This window comes from Clostridium sp. D53t1_180928_C8 (assembly GCF_015667795.1).
Classification (GTDB): Bacteria; Bacillota; Clostridia; order Clostridiales; family Clostridiaceae; genus Clostridium.
On the sequence record NZ_JADPEL010000007.1, the window covers coordinates 53915 to 75668 of the forward strand.

General features: G+C 28.9%; 19 protein-coding genes. 16 read left to right on the forward strand and 3 right to left on the reverse strand.

Going from position 1 to position 21754, the window contains the following annotated elements; translation table 11 throughout:
* Nucleotides 1-83 precede the first annotated feature (83 nt).
* The 8 genes from I4V51_RS06945 (at nt 84) to I4V51_RS06980 (ending at nt 6912) form a co-directional block, all read left to right on the forward strand.
* Nucleotides 84-863 (forward strand): serine hydrolase, encoded by a 780-nt coding sequence (locus I4V51_RS06945; RefSeq protein ID WP_195987599.1) that lies wholly within the window; start codon nt 84-86, stop codon nt 861-863.
* 189 nt (nt 864-1052) lie between these two features.
* Complete coding sequence (pyrB, locus tag I4V51_RS06950; protein ID WP_195987600.1) at nt 1053-1973, forward strand: aspartate carbamoyltransferase; 921 nt, start codon at nt 1053-1055, stop codon at nt 1971-1973.
* Nucleotides 1974-2405, forward strand: a complete 432-nt coding sequence (locus I4V51_RS06955) for an aspartate carbamoyltransferase regulatory subunit (protein ID WP_195987601.1) — start codon at nt 1974-1976, stop codon at nt 2403-2405.
* A 4-nt stretch (nt 2406-2409) separates the two neighbouring features.
* Nucleotides 2410-3612 carry a dihydroorotase gene (locus I4V51_RS06960; protein WP_195987602.1) on the forward strand — a complete coding sequence of 401 codons (1203 nt, stop codon included), beginning with the start codon at nt 2410-2412 and terminating at the stop codon, nt 3610-3612.
* 38 nt (nt 3613-3650) lie between these two features.
* Complete coding sequence (pyrF, locus tag I4V51_RS06965; RefSeq protein ID WP_195987603.1) at nt 3651-4523, forward strand: orotidine-5'-phosphate decarboxylase; 873 nt, start codon at nt 3651-3653, stop codon at nt 4521-4523.
* 14 nt (nt 4524-4537) lie between these two features.
* Nucleotides 4538-5275, forward strand: a complete 738-nt coding sequence (locus tag I4V51_RS06970; protein WP_195987604.1) for a dihydroorotate dehydrogenase electron transfer subunit — start codon at nt 4538-4540, stop codon at nt 5273-5275.
* Nucleotides 5276-5296: 21 nt separating this feature from the next.
* Complete coding sequence (locus I4V51_RS06975) at nt 5297-6193, forward strand: dihydroorotate dehydrogenase (protein WP_195987605.1); 897 nt, start codon at nt 5297-5299, stop codon at nt 6191-6193.
* Between the two features lie 68 nt (nt 6194-6261).
* Nucleotides 6262-6912: an HAD family hydrolase gene (locus I4V51_RS06980; RefSeq protein WP_195987606.1), complete on the forward strand. Its 651-nt coding sequence runs from the start codon at nt 6262-6264 to the stop codon at nt 6910-6912.
* Nucleotides 6913-7044: 132 nt separating this feature from the next.
* Here I4V51_RS06980 and I4V51_RS06985 read toward each other — a convergent pair whose 3' ends face one another.
* Both I4V51_RS06985 and I4V51_RS06990 read right to left on the reverse strand, forming a co-directional pair.
* Complete coding sequence (locus I4V51_RS06985) at nt 7045-8469, reverse strand: alanine/glycine:cation symporter family protein (RefSeq protein WP_195987607.1); 1425 nt, start codon at nt 8467-8469, stop codon at nt 7045-7047.
* 236 nt (nt 8470-8705) lie between these two features.
* Nucleotides 8706-11396: a transglycosylase domain-containing protein gene (locus I4V51_RS06990; RefSeq protein ID WP_195987608.1), complete on the reverse strand. Its 2691-nt coding sequence runs from the start codon at nt 11394-11396 to the stop codon at nt 8706-8708.
* Nucleotides 11397-11489: 93 nt separating this feature from the next.
* Between I4V51_RS06990 and yunB the strand changes: the two genes are divergently transcribed.
* From yunB to I4V51_RS07025, 7 genes are all read left to right on the forward strand, one after another.
* Nucleotides 11490-12164 (forward strand): sporulation protein YunB, encoded by a 675-nt coding sequence (gene yunB, locus I4V51_RS06995; protein WP_195987609.1) that lies wholly within the window; start codon nt 11490-11492, stop codon nt 12162-12164.
* Between the two features lie 157 nt (nt 12165-12321).
* Complete coding sequence (locus I4V51_RS07000) at nt 12322-14106, forward strand: peptidoglycan-binding protein (RefSeq protein ID WP_195987610.1); 1785 nt, start codon at nt 12322-12324, stop codon at nt 14104-14106.
* Between the two features lie 245 nt (nt 14107-14351).
* A complete protein-coding gene (locus tag I4V51_RS07005; protein WP_195987611.1) occupies nt 14352-14732 on the forward strand; it encodes a thioesterase family protein in 381 nt (126 codons plus the stop codon).
* 42 nt (nt 14733-14774) lie between these two features.
* On the forward strand, nt 14775-15749 hold the full coding sequence (locus I4V51_RS07010; RefSeq protein WP_195987612.1) for an HD domain-containing protein: 975 nt from the start codon (nt 14775-14777) through the stop codon (nt 15747-15749).
* Nucleotides 15750-16000: 251 nt separating this feature from the next.
* A complete protein-coding gene (locus I4V51_RS07015) occupies nt 16001-16315 on the forward strand; it encodes a PadR family transcriptional regulator (RefSeq protein WP_195987613.1) in 315 nt (104 codons plus the stop codon).
* Between the two features lies 1 nt (nt 16316).
* Complete coding sequence (locus tag I4V51_RS07020; RefSeq protein ID WP_195987614.1) at nt 16317-17627, forward strand: DUF2812 domain-containing protein; 1311 nt, start codon at nt 16317-16319, stop codon at nt 17625-17627.
* A gap of 83 nt (nt 17628-17710) precedes the next feature.
* The gene (locus tag I4V51_RS07025) at nt 17711-18502 is read left to right on the forward strand and encodes a class I SAM-dependent methyltransferase (RefSeq protein ID WP_195987615.1); all 792 of its coding nucleotides are present in this window, start codon (nt 17711-17713) and stop codon (nt 18500-18502) included.
* Nucleotides 18503-18610: 108 nt separating this feature from the next.
* Here I4V51_RS07025 and hpt read toward each other — a convergent pair whose 3' ends face one another.
* The gene (hpt, locus tag I4V51_RS07030; protein WP_195987616.1) at nt 18611-19138 is read right to left on the reverse strand and encodes a hypoxanthine phosphoribosyltransferase; all 528 of its coding nucleotides are present in this window, start codon (nt 19136-19138) and stop codon (nt 18611-18613) included.
* Nucleotides 19139-19672: 534 nt separating this feature from the next.
* On the opposite strand from hpt, the gene hflX reads away from it, so the two are divergent.
* Nucleotides 19673-21469, forward strand: a complete 1797-nt coding sequence (hflX, locus tag I4V51_RS07035; RefSeq protein WP_195987617.1) for a GTPase HflX — start codon at nt 19673-19675, stop codon at nt 21467-21469.
* Nucleotides 21470-21754 lie beyond the last annotated feature (285 nt).

Sequence of the window (21754 nt, forward strand, 5' to 3'; positions counted from 1 at the left end):
AATACTTCAAAATATTCTGACAATATGTTATACTTATATTAAAGTAAAAGAAATATTTGAATTAGTGGATTTAGGAGGGTATTATGAAAGAAATAAAGAAATATTTAGAATCAAGAATTGGGAAATATAGCTTCTTTTTTGAAGATTTAAAAAGTGGATATGTGTATGGATACAATGAAAACGTTTCTATGACAGCTGCAGGATGTATGAAGCTTCCAATTGCTGTTTCATTAATAAAAGCCGTTGAAGGTAAAAAAGTTGATTTTATGGATAAGATAAAAATACAAACTTCAGATAAGGTATATGGAACTGGAATAATACATGAGTTTAATGAAAGAGAATATACAGTATTTGAACTTATGGTTATTATGTTGATTCAAAGTGATAATACAGCTGCTAATAAAATTATCGATATAGTTGGTATGGAACAAATAAATGAAGATATCATAGCTATGGGATTAAAAAATACTAGATTGAATAGAAAGACAAATGATGAAAGAGTATCTATAGAGGATATCGAAAACATAACAACAGCTTATGACTTGTCTAGAATATGGAAGCATTTAGCTAATGGAACTTTCTTAAGCAAAGATAACGGACAAATGCTCATAGATATTTTAAGAAGGCAGCAGATAAAAAATAAATTAGCCCTATATATTCCAGATGATTTAAAGATAGAAATATCCAGTAAAACTGGTGATAAAAAAGGTGTTGAAAATGATACAGCATATTTAGAATTGCCAAAAGGAAAATTTGTATTCACTGTTTTATCACAAGAAATACCTAATAGTGTATATGGAACAATATCTTTAGCTAAATGTGGTAAAATGATGTGGGATGGAGTTATGAATAACTGGAATTAAAAATATATTGACAAATTTTTAATGAAATGATATTCTAACACAAAGAACCTTTAAAGGAATCCGAGAGATTCATAAGGAAGTTGTAATAATACCCATATTGTAAGATTACTATACCTTCCTTATATTATAAGGAAGGTTTTTTGTATTCTTTAAATTTAACACTGTGATGTTAAAAAGGAGTGACAATAAATGAAAAATAAACATTTAATAAGTCCAATGGACTTTTCTAAAGAAGAACTTAATGAAATTTTTGAATTAGCAGAAAAAATAATTTCAAATCCAAAAGAATTTTCACATATCTGTGATGGCCAAATATTAGCTACACTTTTTTATGAGCCAAGCACACGTACAAGATTTAGTTTTGAAGCTGCAATGATGAGATTAGGTGGGAAAATACTAGGTTTTTCAGAACCAAACTCAACCTCAAGTGCAAAAGGGGAAACATTAGCAGATACTATAAGAATGGTTTCTATATACTCTGATATAATTGCAATGAGACATCCTAAAGAAGGGTCAGCTAAAGTTGCAAGTATCTATTCAGCAGTACCAGTTATTAATGCAGGAGATGGTGGACATCAACATCCAACTCAAACATTAACAGATCTATTAACTATAAAATCACAAAAAGGAACTTTAGAAGGACACAAAATAGGACTTTGTGGAGATTTAAAAAATGGACGTACAGTACAGTCATTAATTGCAGCTATGTCTAGATATGAGGGAACAGAGTTTATTCTTATATCTCCAAAGGAGCTTGTAATACCAGAATATATTAGAGAGGAAATATTAAAGAGAAATAATATTTCTTTTAGAGAAGTAGAAAATATAGAAGATGTTATAGATGAATTAGATATTTTATATATGACAAGAATTCAAAAAGAAAGATTCTTTAATGAAGAAGAGTATTTAAGATTAAAAGATTCTTATATATTAGATAATGAAAAAATGGCAAAAGCAAAGGATGACATGATTGTAATGCATCCACTTCCGAGAGTAAATGAAATCGCAACTGAAGTAGATGATGATAAAAGAGCAGTTTACTTCAAACAAGCAGAATATGGAATGTATGTAAGAATGGCTTTAATTGTTAAGTTACTGGGGGTAATGTAAATGCTACAAATAACTAGTATTAAAAATGGATTCATGTTAGATCATATAAAAGCTGGGATGGGAGTTAAAATATTTAGATATTTACATCTAGATAAGCTAGGACATCAAGTTGCATTAATAATAAATGCAGATAGTAAAAAAATGGGAAAGAAAGATATAATAAAAATTGAAAATATAGAAGAGATAAATTATACGGTACTTGGATTATTATCACCTGGTATTACTATTAACGAAGTTAGAAATGAAGTAATAATTAATAAGATAAAGCCTGAATTGCCAGAGAGTATTCAGGATATATTAATATGTGAGAATCCAAATTGTATAACTTCTCAAGAAAATTATATACCTCATAAATTTACATTAGTTGATAGAGAAAAAGGAAGCTATAAATGTGAATATTGTGAACAGATAATAAATCCTAGCGAGGTGTAAAGAAATGAACTTATTAATAAAAAATGCTAATATCATAGATGCCTACGAAAGTTTTAGTGGTGATGTATTAATTATAGATGGAATAATATCAGAGATAGGAAAAGAAATAAATAGAGATGGAATAGAGGTAATAGATGCTAAAAGATTAACTTTAATGCCATCATTTATAGATACACATGCGCATTTCAGAGATCCAGGTTTAACTCATAAAGAGGATATGGAAAGTGGATCAAAAGCAGCAGCAAAAGGTGGATACACAGGGGTTTGCCTTATGGGGAATACAAATCCTATATGTTCAAGTAAAGAAGTTGTTGAATATGTAAGAAATAAAGCTAAGGAAGTTGGTTTAATAGATGTACATCAATGTGTTTCAATAACAGAAAACTTTGGTGGAAAATCAATAGAGCATTTAAATGCGTTTGATGATGATAAAGAATTAGTAGCAATAACTGATGATGGTGTTGGAGTAATGGATTCTAGCATTATGATGAAAGCTATGGAGAAGGCGAAGGAAAATGATTGGATAGTTATGTCTCATGCTGAAGATAAAACTTTCTCTAAAATAGATATGAGAATAGCTGAAGATTTAATGACAATAAGGGACTTATACTTAGCTAAAGTTACTGGTGCTAGATTACATATGGCACATGTTAGTACAGTAGAATCTATTGATGCAATAAGAAGAACTAAAAGTGAAGGTGCAAATGTTACTTGTGAAGTAACACCACATCATATAGGATTAACAACAGAAATAAGTAATTATAGAGTAAATCCTCCTATAAGAGAACAAGAAGATGTTAATGCCATAGTAGCAGGAATTAAAGATGGAACTATTGATTGTATAGGAACAGATCATGCCCCTCATACTGAAGAAGATAAGCAAAAGGGTGCACCAGGGATGGTAGGACTTGAGACTGCATTTAGTATTTGCTATACAGAACTTGTAAAAAAACACGGTATTTCTATAAATAAATTAAGTGAATTAATGTCAAAAAATCCAGCCAATATTCTTGGAATGAATAAAGGAACAATAACGGTAGGAAAAGATGGAGATTTAGTGTTAGTTGATTTAAATAAAGAAATAGTTGTAGATAAAGAAAATTTCCTATCTAAAGGGAAAAATACTCCATTCCAAGGAAGAGAGTATTATGGGGAAGTTGTAACGACTATAAAAGCAGGAAAAGTAATATATAGTAAGAATGTTTAAGTTCAGTATAGTTTAAGAAGTGAAAGGGAGTAAGTTTTATGAAAAGTTTAATAATGGATAAATTATATAAAAGAGTTGAAGAAAGAGGCGTTGTTTGTTTAGGATTAGATACAGCAATTGAATACATACCAACTCATGTTTTAGAAGGAAAATCTATTGAAGAAGCAATATTTGAATATAATAAAGCAATTATAGATGAAACTTTAGATGTTGTAGCTTGTTATAAAGTACAAATTGCATATTATGAAGCTTTAGGATTAGCAGGGCTTATGGCATATAAGAAAACTTTAGATTATTTAAGAGAAAATGATGCTATTATTGTTGCAGATATAAAAAGAGGAGATATAATGGCAACTGCTACTCAATATGCTAAAGGTCACTTTAGTGGAGATTTTGAAGCAGATTTCATAACTTTAAGTCCTTATATGGGTATGGATAGCATAGAACCATACATGCCTTATATGGAAAGTGGAAATAAAGGTGTCTTTGTACTTGTTAGAACTTCAAATCCTGGAGCAGAAGATATAGAAAATATAAATACTAAAGATGGAAGCAAGGTTTATAAGGTTGTTGGAGATAAGCTTACTAAAATGGGTGAAACTGTTAAAGGTGAATGTGGGTATTCTGCAATAGGTGGAGTTATAGGATGCACTCATGTAGAAGAAGGTAAAGAAATAAGAAACAGATATAAAGATATGTTCTTCTTAATTCCTGGATATGGAGCACAAGGTGGAAAAGCAGAGGATGTAGCTTTATACTTAAGAGATGGAAATGGTGGAGTTGTAAATTCATCAAGAGCAATTCTTTTAGCATATAAGAAGGAAAATAAACCGGAAGAGTTTGCAGCATGTGCAAGAAGAGAAGCTATAAGAATGAGAGATGAAATAAGAAACGCAGTTAATAACCTATAGGAGGAAAAGAGTTTATGAAGTACACACAAGGTAAAATATTATTAAATGAAGAAATCCAAAATGGAATATATAAAATGGTTGTTGAAGATAAAAATGAAGCTAAAGCAGGTCAGTTTTATATGTTAAAGCATAATGGAGCAACATTACTTCCAAGACCTATAAGTGTTTGTGAAACAAATGGAGATACTTTAACTTTTGTATATGCAGTAGTTGGAGCTGGAACAAAGGAATATGCTGATTTAAGAGTTGGTGATTCAATAAGCTTAAATGGTCCATTAGGAAATGGATTTAATGTAGAAGAAGACTTAGGTAGAGTTGCATTAGTAAGCGGAGGAATTGGAACAGCTCCAATGCTTGAGGTTTCTAAAAAGTTAAGACAAAATAACCCTAATATAAAGATGGATCTTTATGCAGGGTTTAGAGATGATATATACTTAATAGATGAAATAAAAGAATATGTAGATGAGGCTTTTGTTTCAACTAATACTGGTAAGCATGGACATAAAGGATTTGTAACTGAAATTTTAGATTTAGATAAGTATGATACAGTTCTTTGCTGCGGACCAGAAGTAATGATGAAAAGAGTAGTAGAAATGTGTAAAGAAAAGCAAGTTAAAGTATATGTTTCAATGGAAAAGCATATGGCTTGTGGAGTAGGTGCATGTCTTGTGTGTACTTGTAAGACTAAAGACGGTAATAAAAGAACTTGTAAAGATGGTCCAGTATTTGATGGATATTATGTAGAATTATAATAAACCAAAGGAGAAGATAAAATGTTAAAAGTTAATATAAATGGATTAGATTTTAAAAACCCAGTAATAGCAGCATCAGGAACTTTTGGTTTTGGAGCAGAATATAATAATTTTTATAATGTAGGAATTTTAGGTGGTATATCATCAAAGGGATTAACATTAAATGAAAAAGCAGGAAATGATGGTATAAGAGTATTTGAAACTCCATCAGGAATGATGAATTCAGTTGGACTTCAAAATCCAGGAATAGATAGATTTATAGCAGAAGAGCTTCCTAAGATGAAGGAATTAGGTACTAACATTATTGCAAATGTTGGTGGTGGATGCATGGAAGATTATGAAATTGCATTAGAAAAGCTAAGAGGAACTGATATAGATATGGTAGAGCTTAATATATCATGTCCTAACGTAAAGAGTGGTGGAATGGCTTTTGGAATTAAATCTGAAGTAGCTTATGATGTTGTTAAAAAGGCAAAGGCTATAGTTGATAAACCTCTTATGGTTAAATTATCACCAAATGCTGAAGATATAGTAGATATGGCTATAAAATGTCAAGAAGCAGGGGCAGATTCATTATCTCTTATTAATACATTAAAAGGATTAGCAATAGATCCATATAAGAGAAAAGCTGTATTCAATAATGTATATGCAGGAGTATCGGGGCCAGCAGTTAAACCAGTAGCTTTAAGAATGGTTCACGAAGTAGCTAAAGCTGTAGAAATACCTGTTATAGGTCTTGGTGGTATAACTACAGGAATGGATGCTATAGAGTTTATGATGGCAGGTGCATCAGCAATTCAAATAGGAACAGTTAATTTCTTTAATCCAATGGCAGGAAAAGAAATAATTGAAGAAATGGAAGCGTTCTGTAGACAACAAGGAATTAGAGATATTAACGAAATAGTTGGAATAATATAACATAAAAAATCACTATAAATAATAAATATTTATAGTGATTTTTTATGGGTTAATAGGGGGAGTAATAAATGAAAAAGTATATATTGTTTGATTTAGATGGGACTCTTACGGATCCTAAAGTAGGAATAACAAAGTCTGTAGATTATGCATTAAATAAGTTTAATATTAAAGTAGATAATTTAGATGAGCTTTGTAAGTTTATAGGTCCGCCATTAAAGGATGCATTTATGGAGTATTATAATTTTACGGAAGTGCAATCAGAAGAGGCTATTAAGTATTATAGAGATTATTTTTCAGAAAGAGGAATTTATGAAAATTTTGTATATGAGGGTTTAGAAAATATGCTTAAGTTATTAAATGATAATAATAAAATTTGTATAGTAGCAACTTCTAAGCCAACAGTTTTTGCAGTAAAAATACTTGAGCATTTTAATTTAAATAAATATTTTTCTTTTATATGTGGAAGTAATATTGATGGGACAAGAAGTAAAAAGAAGGAAGTTATTCAACATGTAATTGAAAGAAATAAGATAAAAGATTTATCACAGGTTATAATGGTAGGAGATAGGAAACATGATGTTTATGGAGCTAAAGAGATAGGTTTACAATCTGTAGGAGTTTTATACGGATATGGTGATTATGATGAGTTACGTAATAGCGGTGCTGACTATATAGTTAATAACATTAAAGAGCTAAGTAATTTACTTATACAGATGTAAATAGATAATTAAGAGTTTTCTATATTAATTTTAAAATAAGTTGGAGATTTATTTATTCTCTTATTAGGATACTTTTAATGGGAAGAAAAAATATGAATCAAAACTAAAAGTTTTGATTCATATTTTTTATTTTTAGGCAATAGCCTCATTTTCATTATCTCTCCATTCTTCAACTTCATCACCAAGTTCAGGAATTGAAGAAGCATAGAATACTGGATCTTTTCCAGCCTTCTTTTGAGTTGAATAGTCTTGGAATGCTTTTATAGCAATTTTACTTAATAGAACAATTGCGATTAAGTTTAGAATTGCCATTAGCCCCATAAATACATCGGCAATGTTCCAAACTAAATCCATAGATGCTACAGAACCAAATAAAACCATAGCAGCTACTAAAATTCTATATCCATATAAGAATAATTTGTTGTTAGATATAAATTGTATATTTGTTTCACCATAGTAGTAGTTACCTATAATTGAACTAAAGGCGAATAGTAGAATACAAATTGATATAAATGTTCCTCCCCAAGGACCAACTTGAGAAACTAAAGCCATTTGTGTTAGTTCTATACCCTTTACTGATCCATCTAATGGTGCTCCAGATAAAAGAATTATAAATGCTGTAGAAGTACAGATGATTAATGTATCTGTAAATACACCTAATGTTTGAATTAAACCTTGCTTTACAGGGTGAGAAACTGTTGCAGTAGCAGCTGCGTTTGGAGCAGATCCCATACCAGCTTCATTAGAGAATAGACCTCTCTTTATACCTTGTAATAAAGCAGCACCTATACCACCACCAACTACTTGCTTAATACCAAAAGCACTTTCAAATATAGTTTGGAATAAAGATGGTATTTCTTTGAAATTCATAATTATTATAAATAAGGCAATTACTATGTAGGCTACAGCCATAATAGGAACAAGTATACTAGAAATTTTAGCAATTCTATTTACTCCACCAAAAATTATTATTAATGTTAAAACTGTTAGTATAATTCCAATTATAAGTTTATTTGCATTAAAAGTAGAGTTGAAAGCTGTAGCAATTGTGTTAGATTGTACAGAGTTAAATGCAAATCCGAAACACATTATTATAAGAACAGAGAATGTAACTCCCATCCATTTTTTCTTTAGTCCCTTTTCCATGTAGTAAGCAGGACCACCTCTAAAGCTATCACCATCTTTAACTTTATAAATTTGAGCTAAAGTAGATTCGATAAAAGCAGAAGCTGAACCTATTAAGGCAATAAGCCACATCCAAAATACAGCACCAGGTCCTCCTATTGCAATGGCAGAAGCAACTCCAGCTAAGTTACCAGTACCAACTCTTGATGCAGTACCTATACAAAATGCTTGGAAAGACGAGACTTCTCCTTTTGATTTATCTTTTGAAGATGAGCCTTCTCCAAGTAGTTTAAACATTTCTTTAATATTAGTAAATTGAACGAACTTAGTTTTAAAAGTAAAGAAGAATCCTATAGCAATTAGCATAGCGATAAGAATATAAGTCCATATGAAGTCATTAACTAATAACACTTTTTCATTTAAAAATTCCATGATAAAGTATCCCCCTTTTTATTTTTTCATTTGATTTATTTAATATGTACTTTATTAAAGTATACAATGAAAAAATAAATAATGCAAGAGGGTTAATTGATTAATTCATAAAATGAAATCAAGTCAATCAAAATACAATAAAAAGAGAAAAAAATGAAGTGTGTCCTGCAAGATTATTCAATTATTTAAAAAATGAATATAAAAAAGGGCAGTCATTTAAAATGACTGCCTAAAAATTAGTTAAATAAATTATTTAACATACCAGCTAAAGGATTTCTTTGGTCGTTATTATTTTCATTATTATCTGGATTTTCTCCAGGATTAGGTACTGTTCCAATATCCTCATCTGGTGTATTAGTAGTTGCTTTTATAGTTAACACTACAGTTTCACCAGTATTTATTTCAGATGTAAATGAAGTTAAAGTATATTGACCTGGATTAATAGAACCAGAAACTGATAAACCATTAAATGAGTATTTAATTCCTCTGTTATTTAGTATAACAATTGCATCATATAGGTCCATATTTGATCTTAATCCTATTTGAGATAAACTAATTTTCTCTTCAGGTTTAGTATCATCTTGCTCTGTAGGCACTACAAATGGATAATCATCAGCATTAGGATTCGCATTTGATTTTTTGATAAATACTTTATTAGCAAGAAGTCTTGCAGGAGTGTTATCAGTTGCTAACTTATTGTTAGAACTGTTAACAGCAACTAGTACATGAACATCACAAACTGATTTAGGTTCTGTTCCTTCAATAAAGTATTCTGTTTTAACTCTATTTCCTCTTTGATCTTGATAACACAAGTCAGTAGGGGATTTACCAGAGTCCTTACAAACTTTTGCTTGAACAAGTCCAGATGGAGCTTCTATATCTGCGTAGCCTAAACCGGAGTGTACAACATTCATTACTTTACCAAATAATGATGCAGCACTACCACTGCTACCACTCATTTTTTGAGGAATATCATATCCAATCCAAATTGATCCTGAATAATAAGGCGTTATTCCTGCAAACCAGAAGTTATCTGAATTATCAGTTGTACCAGTTTTTCCAGCTACAGGTATATCGTTAAATTGAGCCTTACTTGATGAACCTTTTAAGATATCATAAAGTATAAATGATGTTTGTGGAGAGAATAGAGTAGTAGCCTTTGGCTCTTTTTCTAACAAAATATTACCACTAGCATCTTCAACTTTTGTGTAAAGAGAAGGTTCATATATAACACCGTTATTACCTAAAGCACCATATGCAGAAGCTAATATAGTTGTGTTTCCACCATCACGATTACCTTTAGGTTGCTCAAATTGACCAAGTGCTAATGCTGACATTGTATGGGATTCAGGAGCGTATTTTAATCCGGCTCTTTCACCATACTCAATTGCTGTATCTAAACCTAACATATCAACTGTTTTGATAGAAGTTAAGTTCTTAGAGTAAGTCAATGCTTCTCTTGCAGTAACAAACCCTGCCATTGAACCATTAGCATTTCTAGGGTTAACATCTCCAAAGTTATATTTTTTTATAATTTCAGATGAAACAGAAGTATCATCTAAAGGAGTACCAGCTGTTATAAGCTTAGTATCTATTGCTGGCCCATAAATAGTTAAAGGCTTAGTTGTAGAACCAATTGATTTTAAATCAAAATAAGCTCTATTAATTGAAGTAGGCGGTTGATTCCCACGTCCACCAATAAGTACTTTCACTTGACCAGTTTTATAATCTATTACTGTAGCAGATGCTTGTAGTTTAGGTACACCATCATTATCTGTAGGATCAGAAGATGTATCATCAACTTGTAAATTAGTTCTTTCATCTAAAATACTTTGAACAGAATTTTGCATTTCAGTATTTAAAGTAGTATAGATTTTTAATCCACCATTTACAAGTAGTTTATTTACTTCATCATCTGTATACTTGTACTTTTCTTTTAAGTCACTCTTTACCTGCTCTAAAGCTGGATAAACAAACCATTCTTGATTTACACCATAATCAGTATCTAATTTAGAAAAATTAAATTCATTTGCTTCAGCTTGAGCATAAGCTGTATCGAAATCTTCTTTTGAAATATATCCTAGTTCTAACATTTTACTTAATACAGTTTGAGTTCTTCTAATATATCCATTTGGATAATTTGTAGCACCTGTATTATAAGCACTATAAGTTGTAGGAGCTTGAGTAATTCCTGCAATATAAGCACATTCAAGTAAAGTAAGGTTCTCAGCATTTTTTGCAAAGAAGTATCTTGAAGCAGCTTCAACACCGTAAATATGCCCGCTAAGAGGGATAGTATTTAAATAAGAACGAATAATTTCTTCTTTACTTAATTTTTTATCTAGCTGAACAGCTAAGAATATTTCTTTAATCTTTCTATTAACTCTATCTAGTGGTGTTGACTCAGCAGAAGCCTCTGTTGCTAGAACAGTATTTTTTATTAACTGTTGAGTTATAGTAGAGGCACCATGAATACCATTTTGTTTACCTAATATAACCATAACATCTCTTGCGGCAGCGCCTAAAATTCTTTTAACGTCAATACCTCCATGATTCATAAAACGTTCATCTTCAATAGATATATAAGCATTAATTAAGTTTTGAGGCATTTTCTCATAAGGGATAATATATCGTATTTCGGTAGATGGTAAGTCATCTATAAATTCGCCTTGGTCATCAAATAACATTGAAGGCTGATTTAAATTATAAATAGCATTCACATCTAATGGTGGGGTTGTTTTAATAACTGCAACAACATAACCAACGCCCACAACACCGACCAATAATCCTACTATTAAGATTGTAAGGAAAAAGTATTTAAAAAATCTTTTAATTTTTGATGGCTTTTTCTTAGGTTTTTTATTAGCACTTTTAGATTTTGCTACTTTTTCGGTTGGACCTTTTGATTTGTTAGAATCTTTAGCCATTTGTTCCTCCTTTTATTTATATTTAATATAATATTCTATTTAATTATAGCATATTAATTATAATAGTAAAATAATAAGTACTCAGGTGATAGTTTGAGATATTATACAAAGAGGCCCAAAACTCATGGTAATATGAATTTTAAGCAATGTAAAATACCGTCTAAATTAATAATGATTATTATTGTGATAGTTTGCTTTAATTCTATGATATACATTTTTGGAAAAAGAATACTTCCAACTGTACTTAATATTGGAGAAATTAAAATTAAATCTGAAGCCGTTAAAATTATTAACGAAGAAAGTGTTAATGTTTATTCAGAGAATTTTAAATATGACGATATAATTGATATAGAGAAAGATGCAGAGGGCAATATAACAATGATACGAGCAGATACTGTAAAGCAAAACTATTTAGCATCTCAAGTTGTTTTAAAATGTGATGAGAAGCTTTCAGAGATGGGAGATTTAGGTGTTAAAGTTCCATTGGGATATTTAACTAATAATGTGATGTTTTATAATATGGGACCAAAGATAACAGTTAAAATGCAACAAGTTGGAAATATTACTACATCTTATGAGTCAGCATTTGAGAGTGCAGGAATAAATCAAACTAGACATAAGATATATTTAAATCTAAATGCTACAATGAGAGTAATAGTACCTTTTAATAGCAAGGAGATTGAGGTAAGCTGTCAAATACCGGTTTCAGATACTGTTATAGTTGGCAAAATTCCAGAGACAGCAATAAATATGAATGGAGCTAATTAAATAAAAAGGTCTATTAAATAAATTAGTTTAATAGATCTTTTTTTGTTTATTTTTAAGGGATATTCTAGAAAATAATAGAAGTAAATAAGTAATGAAGCACATACAAATTTAAAATTAATATATTAATAAGGAATTAATAATATATGAGGGAAAGAAAATGGCTATAGGAAAATTAGAGTTTAGTTTATTTATTGGAGAGGAAGCTATACCAGTAACAGAAGCAGAGATTATAATATTAAATACAGATACGTCTCAAATAGTAAATAATAAAGTTTTAAAAGTTGATAAAAATGGTAAAAGTAAAAGGATAAATTTATATACTTATGATAAATATCTTTCAGAAGAACCAGATGCTGAAATTAAGCCATATAAAACGTATGATGCTATAGTAGTAAGTAATAATTTTCAAAATAAATATATAAAGGGAATTCCAATTTTTGCTGGAGTCACAGCTATACAAAAAGTTCAAATGAGACCAAAGGTAAGAGGAATAAATGGAATAGATTTTATTGATATTCCTCCAAATGCTTTACTTGATGAAAGAAATCAAATAGAGGAAAAAACAGAGGAGAATGATACTAAATTTATACCGTCATCTAAAATACTAAAAGAAGTTGTTATACCAGAATATATTACAGTCCATTTAGGATCACCATCATCTTATGCACAAAATGTTACAGTTCCTTTTACTGATTATATTAAAAATGTAGCATCAAGTGAGATTTATCCAACATGGCCTAGAGAAGCTTTAGCTAGTAATATCTATGCTGAAATATCTTTTACTTTAAATAGAATATATACTGAGTGGTATAGAAGTAGAGGATATGATTTTGATATTACAAATTCTACTGCATATGATCATTATTTTGTTAATGGAAGAAATATATACGATACAATAAGCAATGTTGTTGATGATATATTTAATGAATATATAAGTAGAAAGGGGTTTAAAGAGCCACTACTAGCACAATATTGTAATGGTACAACCGTAACTTGTGATGGTTTATCTCAATGGGGAACGGTATCATATGCAAATAATGGGGACAATGCTTTTCAAATATTAACTAAGTACTATGGAAATGATATTGAAACAAGAAAGGCTGATTACGTTCAAGGAGCTATAGAGTCTTATCCAGGAAAAGCTTTAAGGGTAGGGGATAAGGGTGAATCAGTTAAGGTTATACAAAGACAATTAAATAGAATAAGAAAGAATTATCCTGCTATACCCCAAATAAATGATGTAAATGGAGAGTTTAATGAAGCCACAAGGAATTCAGTAAGAGAATTTCAGAAGATTTTTAATTTAACTGCAGATGGAATTGTTGGTAAGCAAACATGGTATAAAATATCTCAAATATATGTTGGTGTTAAAAAGTTAGCAGAACTACAATCAGAAGGAGAAGCAATAACTATACCACAAGAAATACCTACAGAAATATTAAAGTTAGGATCAACAGGAGAGAATGTAAAGATACTACAATATTTACTAATATGTATAGGTGCATTTTATGATAGTATTCTGCCTGTAACTATAAATGGTAATTTTGATACAAAAACACAAGAGTCAGTAAAGTCATTCCAAAAGGCCTTTGACCTTATTCCTGATGGAATAGTTGGACCTCTTACATGGAACAAGCTTCTTGAAGTATATAAAAGTATTGAACCTTATATCTTGACTTCTTCAGGACAGTTTGTTAGATATCCAGGCTATTTAATTAAGAAGGGTAAACGAGGGGAAGAAGTTAGATTAATTCAAGTATGGTTAGATGCTGTAAGTAATGTATATTCTGCTATACCAAGTGTTTCTGTTGATGGTATATTTGGAGAAAAAACTAAGGAATCTGTTATGAAATTTCAAAGATGGGCAGGTTTAGTTGAAGATGGAATTGTAGGTAAAATAACATGGGATAAATTATATGAAGCATATAGGAAAGTAATTTAAAATTAATGGAAGAAGTTAGTTAATACTAAATAACTTCTTCTTTTTTCATTAAAATAAATATTCTTAGAATTTATTATATAATATTTTTATTGAAGATTAGTTAATTGAGTGTATATTAAAATATTTCTACATATATCTAGTGAGATTTTTATTAAATAGTGGGTGTTTTAAATTTATAGTATATATATTATAAATAAATGTAGTATATTAAAAGTAATATAAAAATTACAGTTAGGAGAGAGAAAATGATTAAAATAGGGATAATTGGTGAAGTTAAGGATATTGTTAATGAAAATAATATTGCAAAAACTTTAAGAAGCGGTGAACTAAGAGTATATGCAACTCCTGCCATGGTTGCACTTATGGAAGAGGCAGCTTATAAAAGTATTCAAAGTGAATTAGAAGATGGAAAAGGTACCGTTGGAACAGTTATGAATATAAAACATATAGATAGTACTCCAATTGGAATGGAAGTAACTGCAAAGAGTGAATTAATTGAAGTTGATAGAAGAAGATTGGTATTTAAGGTTGAAGCTTTTGATGAGCGTGGAAAAATTGGTGAAGGTATTCATGAACGCTTTATAATTGATAATGAAAAATTTCAAATAAAAACTGATAATAAGTAATTTTGTATAGTAAAGATTATTAGTAGAGTGGGGGGATATAGTATGAAGATTATAGACACTATATATGGTGAATTTAATATTGAATCTATTTTTGAAGAATTAATTAGTACAAAAGAAGTACAAAGGTTAAAAAATATTCACCAAGGAGGAGCTAGTTATTTAGTAAATCCTAAGTGGAATGTTACAAGATATGAGCATTCAATAGGAACAATGATATTTATAAGAAGTATGGGTGGCTCCATAGAAGAACAGATAGCAGGCTTATTACATGATATTTCACATACTGCATTTTCTCATGTTGTAGATTTTGCCTTAAAAAATAATGATGAAGACTATCATGAAAAAATATATGATACTATTATAAATCGATCTGAAATTCCAAAAATATTAAAGAAAAATGGTTATGATTATAAGGATATACTTTTCAATGAAGAAAAATGGACTATTCTTGAAAAATCAGCACCTAAATTATGTGCAGATAGAATAGATTATACATTGAGAGATATGTATCATTACGGATATATAACAAAAGAAGAAATAGATAAATTTTTAAAATCTTTAGAAGTAATAGATGGAGAAATAGTTATAAATTCTATTGAAGCTGCAGAGTGGTTTGTAAAAACTTATTATAAGGAAGTAATAGGATTTTTTATGAATCCATTAAATGTATATGCTTATGATAAATTATCAAAAGCAATAAAACTATCATTAGATTTAAATGAAATAATATTAGATGATTTAATGAAGGAAGATAAGTATGTTTATAAATTATTAGAACAATCAAAATCTGAAGAAGTACATAAGTTAGTATCATCATTAAATTATGATGTAAAATTAGTAGAAAGTAAATTAGACTATGACATATATCAAAAACAAAAGTTAAGAATTATTGATCCTACTATAAAAATAGGTGATTCACTTTGTAAAATTTCAGATAGGTCTAATGTAGCAAAAAGCTTAACAGCAGAAGCTTTACAGAAGGCTAATGAAGGAATATTTATAAAAATTGTTACATAAATTAAGTACAAAAAATGATGCTCTAAAAAAAGAGCATCATTTTTTATTATTAATATTATATAGGGTTTCATAATATATCATGAAGTAGATGGTAATTTAAATAAATTCTTATTTTTCATTAAGGAAAATCTTTTGATAATCCTAATTAAGAAGATAACACCTTAGTAATTAATCATATTAGTTGACAATAACGATACTCGATATTACAATAAAGGTATAATAGCGATACTCGATATTGGAGGTGAGATTAAGTGGCTAGAGAGCAATTTCAAAACTTAACAGAGCCTATGTATTATATATTAATGTCACTTTTAGAAGAAAGATGTGGAGTAGACATTATGGCTGCTGTAGATGAAATTTCAAAGGGAAGAGTAAAGGTAGGTCCGGGAACATTATATGCATTACTTGGAAAATTTGAAAAGGAAGATATGATAAAAGAAACAGAAGTAGTAGGAAGAAAGAGAAGTTATATAATTACAGCTAAAGGTTTAGAAATATTAAAAGAGGAATATGAAAGATTAATAACTTTAATTAAAGATGGAGAAAGATTTTTGGGGGAAAGATAAGATGAGATTGGGAAAAACTAAATGGGTATTATTTAAATTTTTGCCATATGAATATAGAACTTTAGAAAAGTACTTAGAAAAGATGGCACTTGAAGGTTGGAAGTTAGAAAATATGAGAGGATACTTTTTAAAGTTCAAGAAGATAGAGGGTATAAGGTTAAAGTACTCTGTTGATGTAATGGATAAGGTATCATTCTTCGATGGAAAAGATTGTTCGACTGCTTTGGAGTTTAGGGAGTATTGCAAGGAAGCTGGCTGGGATTTTATATGTGAAAGTGATAAAATACAGATTTATTGCAGTAAAAGTGAAGAAGATAATATACCTATTCATACTGATGAAAAGGAAAAGTATGATAGTGTTTTTAAAGCATCTTTAAAGTATGTTCTTTTAAATATATTTATTATATCTTTATTTTTATTTACTCAATATACAGCAACAATAGGAAGTTATAGTGCAGATTTTTTAGCTGATGATTTTAGAATGAGTACAGTTTTAATTATATGTATATGGGCAATAGAAGAGTTTATAGGACTTATTAATTTTATAGTTTGGGCAGTTAAAGGTAAGATAAATTTAAAAAAAGGGGAGCATGTACAATATAAATGTAATATAGTAAGCAATATTAATTTAGCTATTGATATGCTAATGGTAAGTGCAATTTTATTATATACACTATATTTTATGGGAGGTGAGAAAAACTTAGTAGGGAAATTATTAGTACTAATTTTACCATTAATAATAGTAATTTTTACGATTATGGATTTTATAAGTCATAGTAAATATACAGATAAGAAAAAGAGAGCAATTAATATAATAAGTTTCGTAGTTATAACATTTCTTACAATATTAATAGTTACAAGAATGGTTTTAGGATCTGCATTTTATAGTAATGAAACAAATGAAAAGGAATATCTTTTAACTTTAGAAGATTTTAATGATGAAAGTAAAGATGACAAAGAAAGATTTATAATTGAAGATGAAGGAATATTAGCATCAACATTGCTGTATGTTAATGATGGTAAAAATGGGGATTTTAACTATCAACTATTTCAAAGTGAATATAATTGGGCAGTAGATTATTGTTTCAATAAGAATATAGAAAATGTTGGTGAAGGTAGAGAGTACTTAGAGATGGATACAGATTTACCATCAGAAGTTAAGGTATATAAGATTCAAGAGATAGATAGATTTATGATAGTTTCTAGTGATAAGATAATTGAATTTGCATATGATAATAAGAATTTTACTGAAGCAGAATTATTAAATAAGGTTTATGAAGAGGTATTTGTTGATAAAAGCTTTAATAATTAATGAAAAAACGCAAATAACTTTAAAATATATAATATAATGAATAAGAAGAATATATAACAAATGAAGAAAGATAGAGTGAAAAAATGAAGATAGCAGTAACAACTACAAGAGAAGCAGATGAAAGTTTGAATTTCAAAGCAAAGGGAATATCTAAAGATTTAAATATATCATATATAAAAAGAGAAAATTTTAGTATTAAAAAAACTATTCTAAAGGAGCAAGTAGATTATTTATTAGTAGTTGAAAAAGATAAGCTTGTCATAAAAGGATTAGATAGTACACTGTTTTGGCATCCTAATATGTCCGAGCTAAAAATAAAATCAATAAAACAAGGTAATAAAGAAGCTATAATAGAGGCAATTCAATTAGAAGAAGGAAATAGTATATTAGATTGTACATTAGGTCTTGCAGGGGATTCACTTATATTTTCAACTATAGTTGGAAAGAATGGAGTAGTTATAGGTACAGAAGTTAATAAGTATATAGCTTATTTAAGCAAGAGTGGTTTAGAAAACTATAGTGAAGACAGCGTTGAAAAAAATGTAAAGAATATAACAGTTATTAATGAATCATATGAAAATTATCTTTTAAAACAGTCTGATAATACCTTTGATGTAGTGTATTTTGATCCTATGTTTAAAGAACCCAATAAAAAATCAACAACTATAAATTCATTTAGAGATTTTGCAGATCATAGAGGGTTAACAAAGGAAATTTTAAATGAAGCACTTAGAGTATGTAAAAAAAGAGTTGTTATTAAGGAAAGACGAGGAGCTAATGATTTTGAAAAGCTAGGGATAGAAAAGTGCTATGGAGGTAAAAAAGATGGTTCAATTATTTATGGAGTAATTGAAAAGAATATATTAGAAATGTAATTGAAATAATATGATTTCTATATCCAACTAGCAAGATAATTAACAGAGGAAGCTTTGAAAAAAGCTAGTGAATGCATTGCAATCACTAGCTTTAATTATGTTTATATATTATTTACTTTCCCAATTAAATACATAAGGAACATTTCTGTAGAAACCTTCATAATCTAATCCGTAGCCTACTACGAATAAATCATCAATTTCGAAACAGCAGTAATCAGGTTTTAAATCAACTTTTCTTCTAGATGGTTTATCTAATAATACACAAGTTTTTACTGATCTTGCTCCTAATTTTTTAACATGGTTTATTACAAATTCCATTGTATAACCAGTATCTATTATATCATCAACTATTATGACATCTAATCCTTCTATATTATCTGGTATATCATTTACTACATTAACAGTACCAGAGCTAACTTCACTATGACCATAGCTTGAAGTTGTCATAAATCCTACTTTAGCCTTTAAATCTAATGCTTTGAAAATATCAGCTCCAAAAACAAAGCTTCCTCTTAATAATGGTAAAACATATACTTCTTTACCTTCATAATCTTTAGTTATTTCTTTTCCTAATTCTAAAACTCTTTCCTTAATTTGCTCTTCAGAAAAAAGAATATTACGTTTTTTATCTTCCATGTATAACGCCTCCGCTACAATATTTATATTATTATATGAAAAAAAGCTTTTAAATAGTCAATTTTATAAAGTCAACTAAAAATATTAGCTTGACGAAAAATACTATAATAATATAAATTTTAACAATGTTTTTGATTTTTTGCAACTTAAAATTGAGTAAGGATATGATTAAAGAGTAAATATAATAAATGGTAAAGAAAAATGCGCAACATAGTAATTAAATTTATATAAATTTTAATAATTTAAATAGCTTTAAGAGATAAAACTACAATGTGTAGATTAGTTAGATTAAATAAACTTAAAACTACAAATTTAATATATGTAGAACAAATTTTAATAATAAAATAATTTAAAGGTGATGTAGTAAACCCCTTTAAATGTAAAGTGAGTTTACATTTACATTAGAATAAGATACAATATAGTGAAATATTGAGTAATTATAGTATATGTAGGAAGATATTAAATAGAAAATAGGAAATTAATTTTACATCTTTGGTATATACTAAATAAGAATGCTTTAGTTGAGGTGATAATATGATATATGGAAATATAGAAGGTGTAAAAAAGTCAGCTATTGAAGAATTAGAGAGACTTTATAAAGCTAAATGTCCAAAGGATGAAGTTTGTTCAATTGAAATAATTGAAGTTATTTCAAGGGTTTCATCATTCATAGAAAGAGAAATAAGTGTTGCAATAGATAGAAGAGGTAATATTAGAACTATAGCCATTGGAGATTCTACTTCAGTAGAAATAGAAACTTTAGATATAAGAGAAAAAAAATTAGCTGGAGTTAGGATAATTCATACTCATCCAAATGGCATGAGTAATTTATCAGCATTAGATATTAGTGCATTATTAAAATTAAAACTAGATGCTATTGTAGCGATTGGTATTTATGATGATAAAATACTAGATTGTTCATTAGGTATGTTAACTGTATCAAATGATACTTTAGATTATGAAGAAACAGCACATATTCCATTAGAAGAAATTACAAAGATACACATACTAAATAAAATAAGCTATATTGATTCTTTAGTTAAGGAAAAAGATATAGTGGAAGATAATGAAGAAAAAGCAATTTTAGTTGGTTCTGATACGAGAGAAAGCTTAGAGGAACTTAAAGAATTAACAAAGGCTTGTGATATTCCAGTTCTTGAAAGTGTGTATCAAAGCAGAAGCAAAATTGATGCTGCATTTTACATAGGGAGAGGTAAGGTTCTAGAAATTGCCCAGTTAAGACAAAAGTTAAGAGCTAATGTAGTTGTATTTGATGATGAGCTTTCAGGATCTCAAGTAAGAAATTTAGAAGCTGCTATAGGTGCTAAAGTTATAGATAGAACTACTCTTATTCTTGAAATATTTGCTAGAAGAGCTAAGAGTAGAGAAGCAAAAATTCAAGTTGAGCTAGCACAGCTTAAATATAGAATGAGTAGACTTCAAGGGCTAGGAACAATTATGTCAAGAACTGGTGGAGGAATTGGGACTAAGGGACCTGGAGAAAAGAAACTTGAAACTGATAGAAGACATATAAAAGAGCAAATTTATGATTTAAATGATGAATTAAAGAAAATTAAGAAAATAAGGGAAACCCAAAGAGAGAAAAGAAATAAAGAAAGCATTCCAAAGGTGTCTTTAGTAGGATATACAAATGCAGGTAAATCTACTTTAAGAAATGCTCTTTGTGATGTAGCAGCTCAAAAAGAAGTTATAGGAAAAGAAAAGGTTTTTGAAGCTGATATGCTATTTGCAACATTAGATATAACTACAAGAGCAATAGTACTTAAAAATAAAGGTGTAATTACTTTAACAGATACTGTTGGATTTGTAAGAAAGCTTCCCCATGATTTAGTAGAAGCTTTTAAATCAACTTTAGAAGAGGTAATTTACTCAGATCTTTTATGTCATGTAGTTGATACATCAAGTGATACTGCTTTAGAACAAATTAAAGCCGTTGAAGAAGTATTAGAAGAATTAGGTGCAAAGGATAAAAAAACATTACTTGTTTTAAATAAAATAGATAAAGCTACAGAAGAACAAGTTAAAGCTGTGAAAGAAGCTACAGCTGAATATGAGACAATAGAAATTTCAGCAAGAGAAGGAATAAATTTAGAAGAGTTATTAAATCAAATAGAAGAAAATCTTCCTTATAAGATGAAAAAATGTGAATATTTAATACCATATGAGAGAAGTGACATGAACTCATTCCTACATAGAAATGGTAGAGTATTAGAAGAAGAATATAGAGAAGATGGAACTTTTATGATTGTTGAAGTTGATGACGAAAGTTATAATAAAACAAAAGATTACATCATAAATATATTAATGTAATAGTTAATAAGAACTACTTAAGATTAAGAGATTTTAACATTCTATAGAAATAATATTCTAAGTTAAGGTTAAAATAAGTTATCTATGCTAACAGAGGCAGATAAGGTCTTGTTTTAAGTATGTTCTTTTTAACATAGGTTCTGATATTGTTAACGAAAAAATATAAATGTTTTAAGGTGCTACTTATAGAATATTCATAGGTGCCAACGAAATGATTTGTATTTAGCAATATCGGAACCATTTTTATTTTAAATAATTTTATTATAAGAAGGTCTATTTAAACCT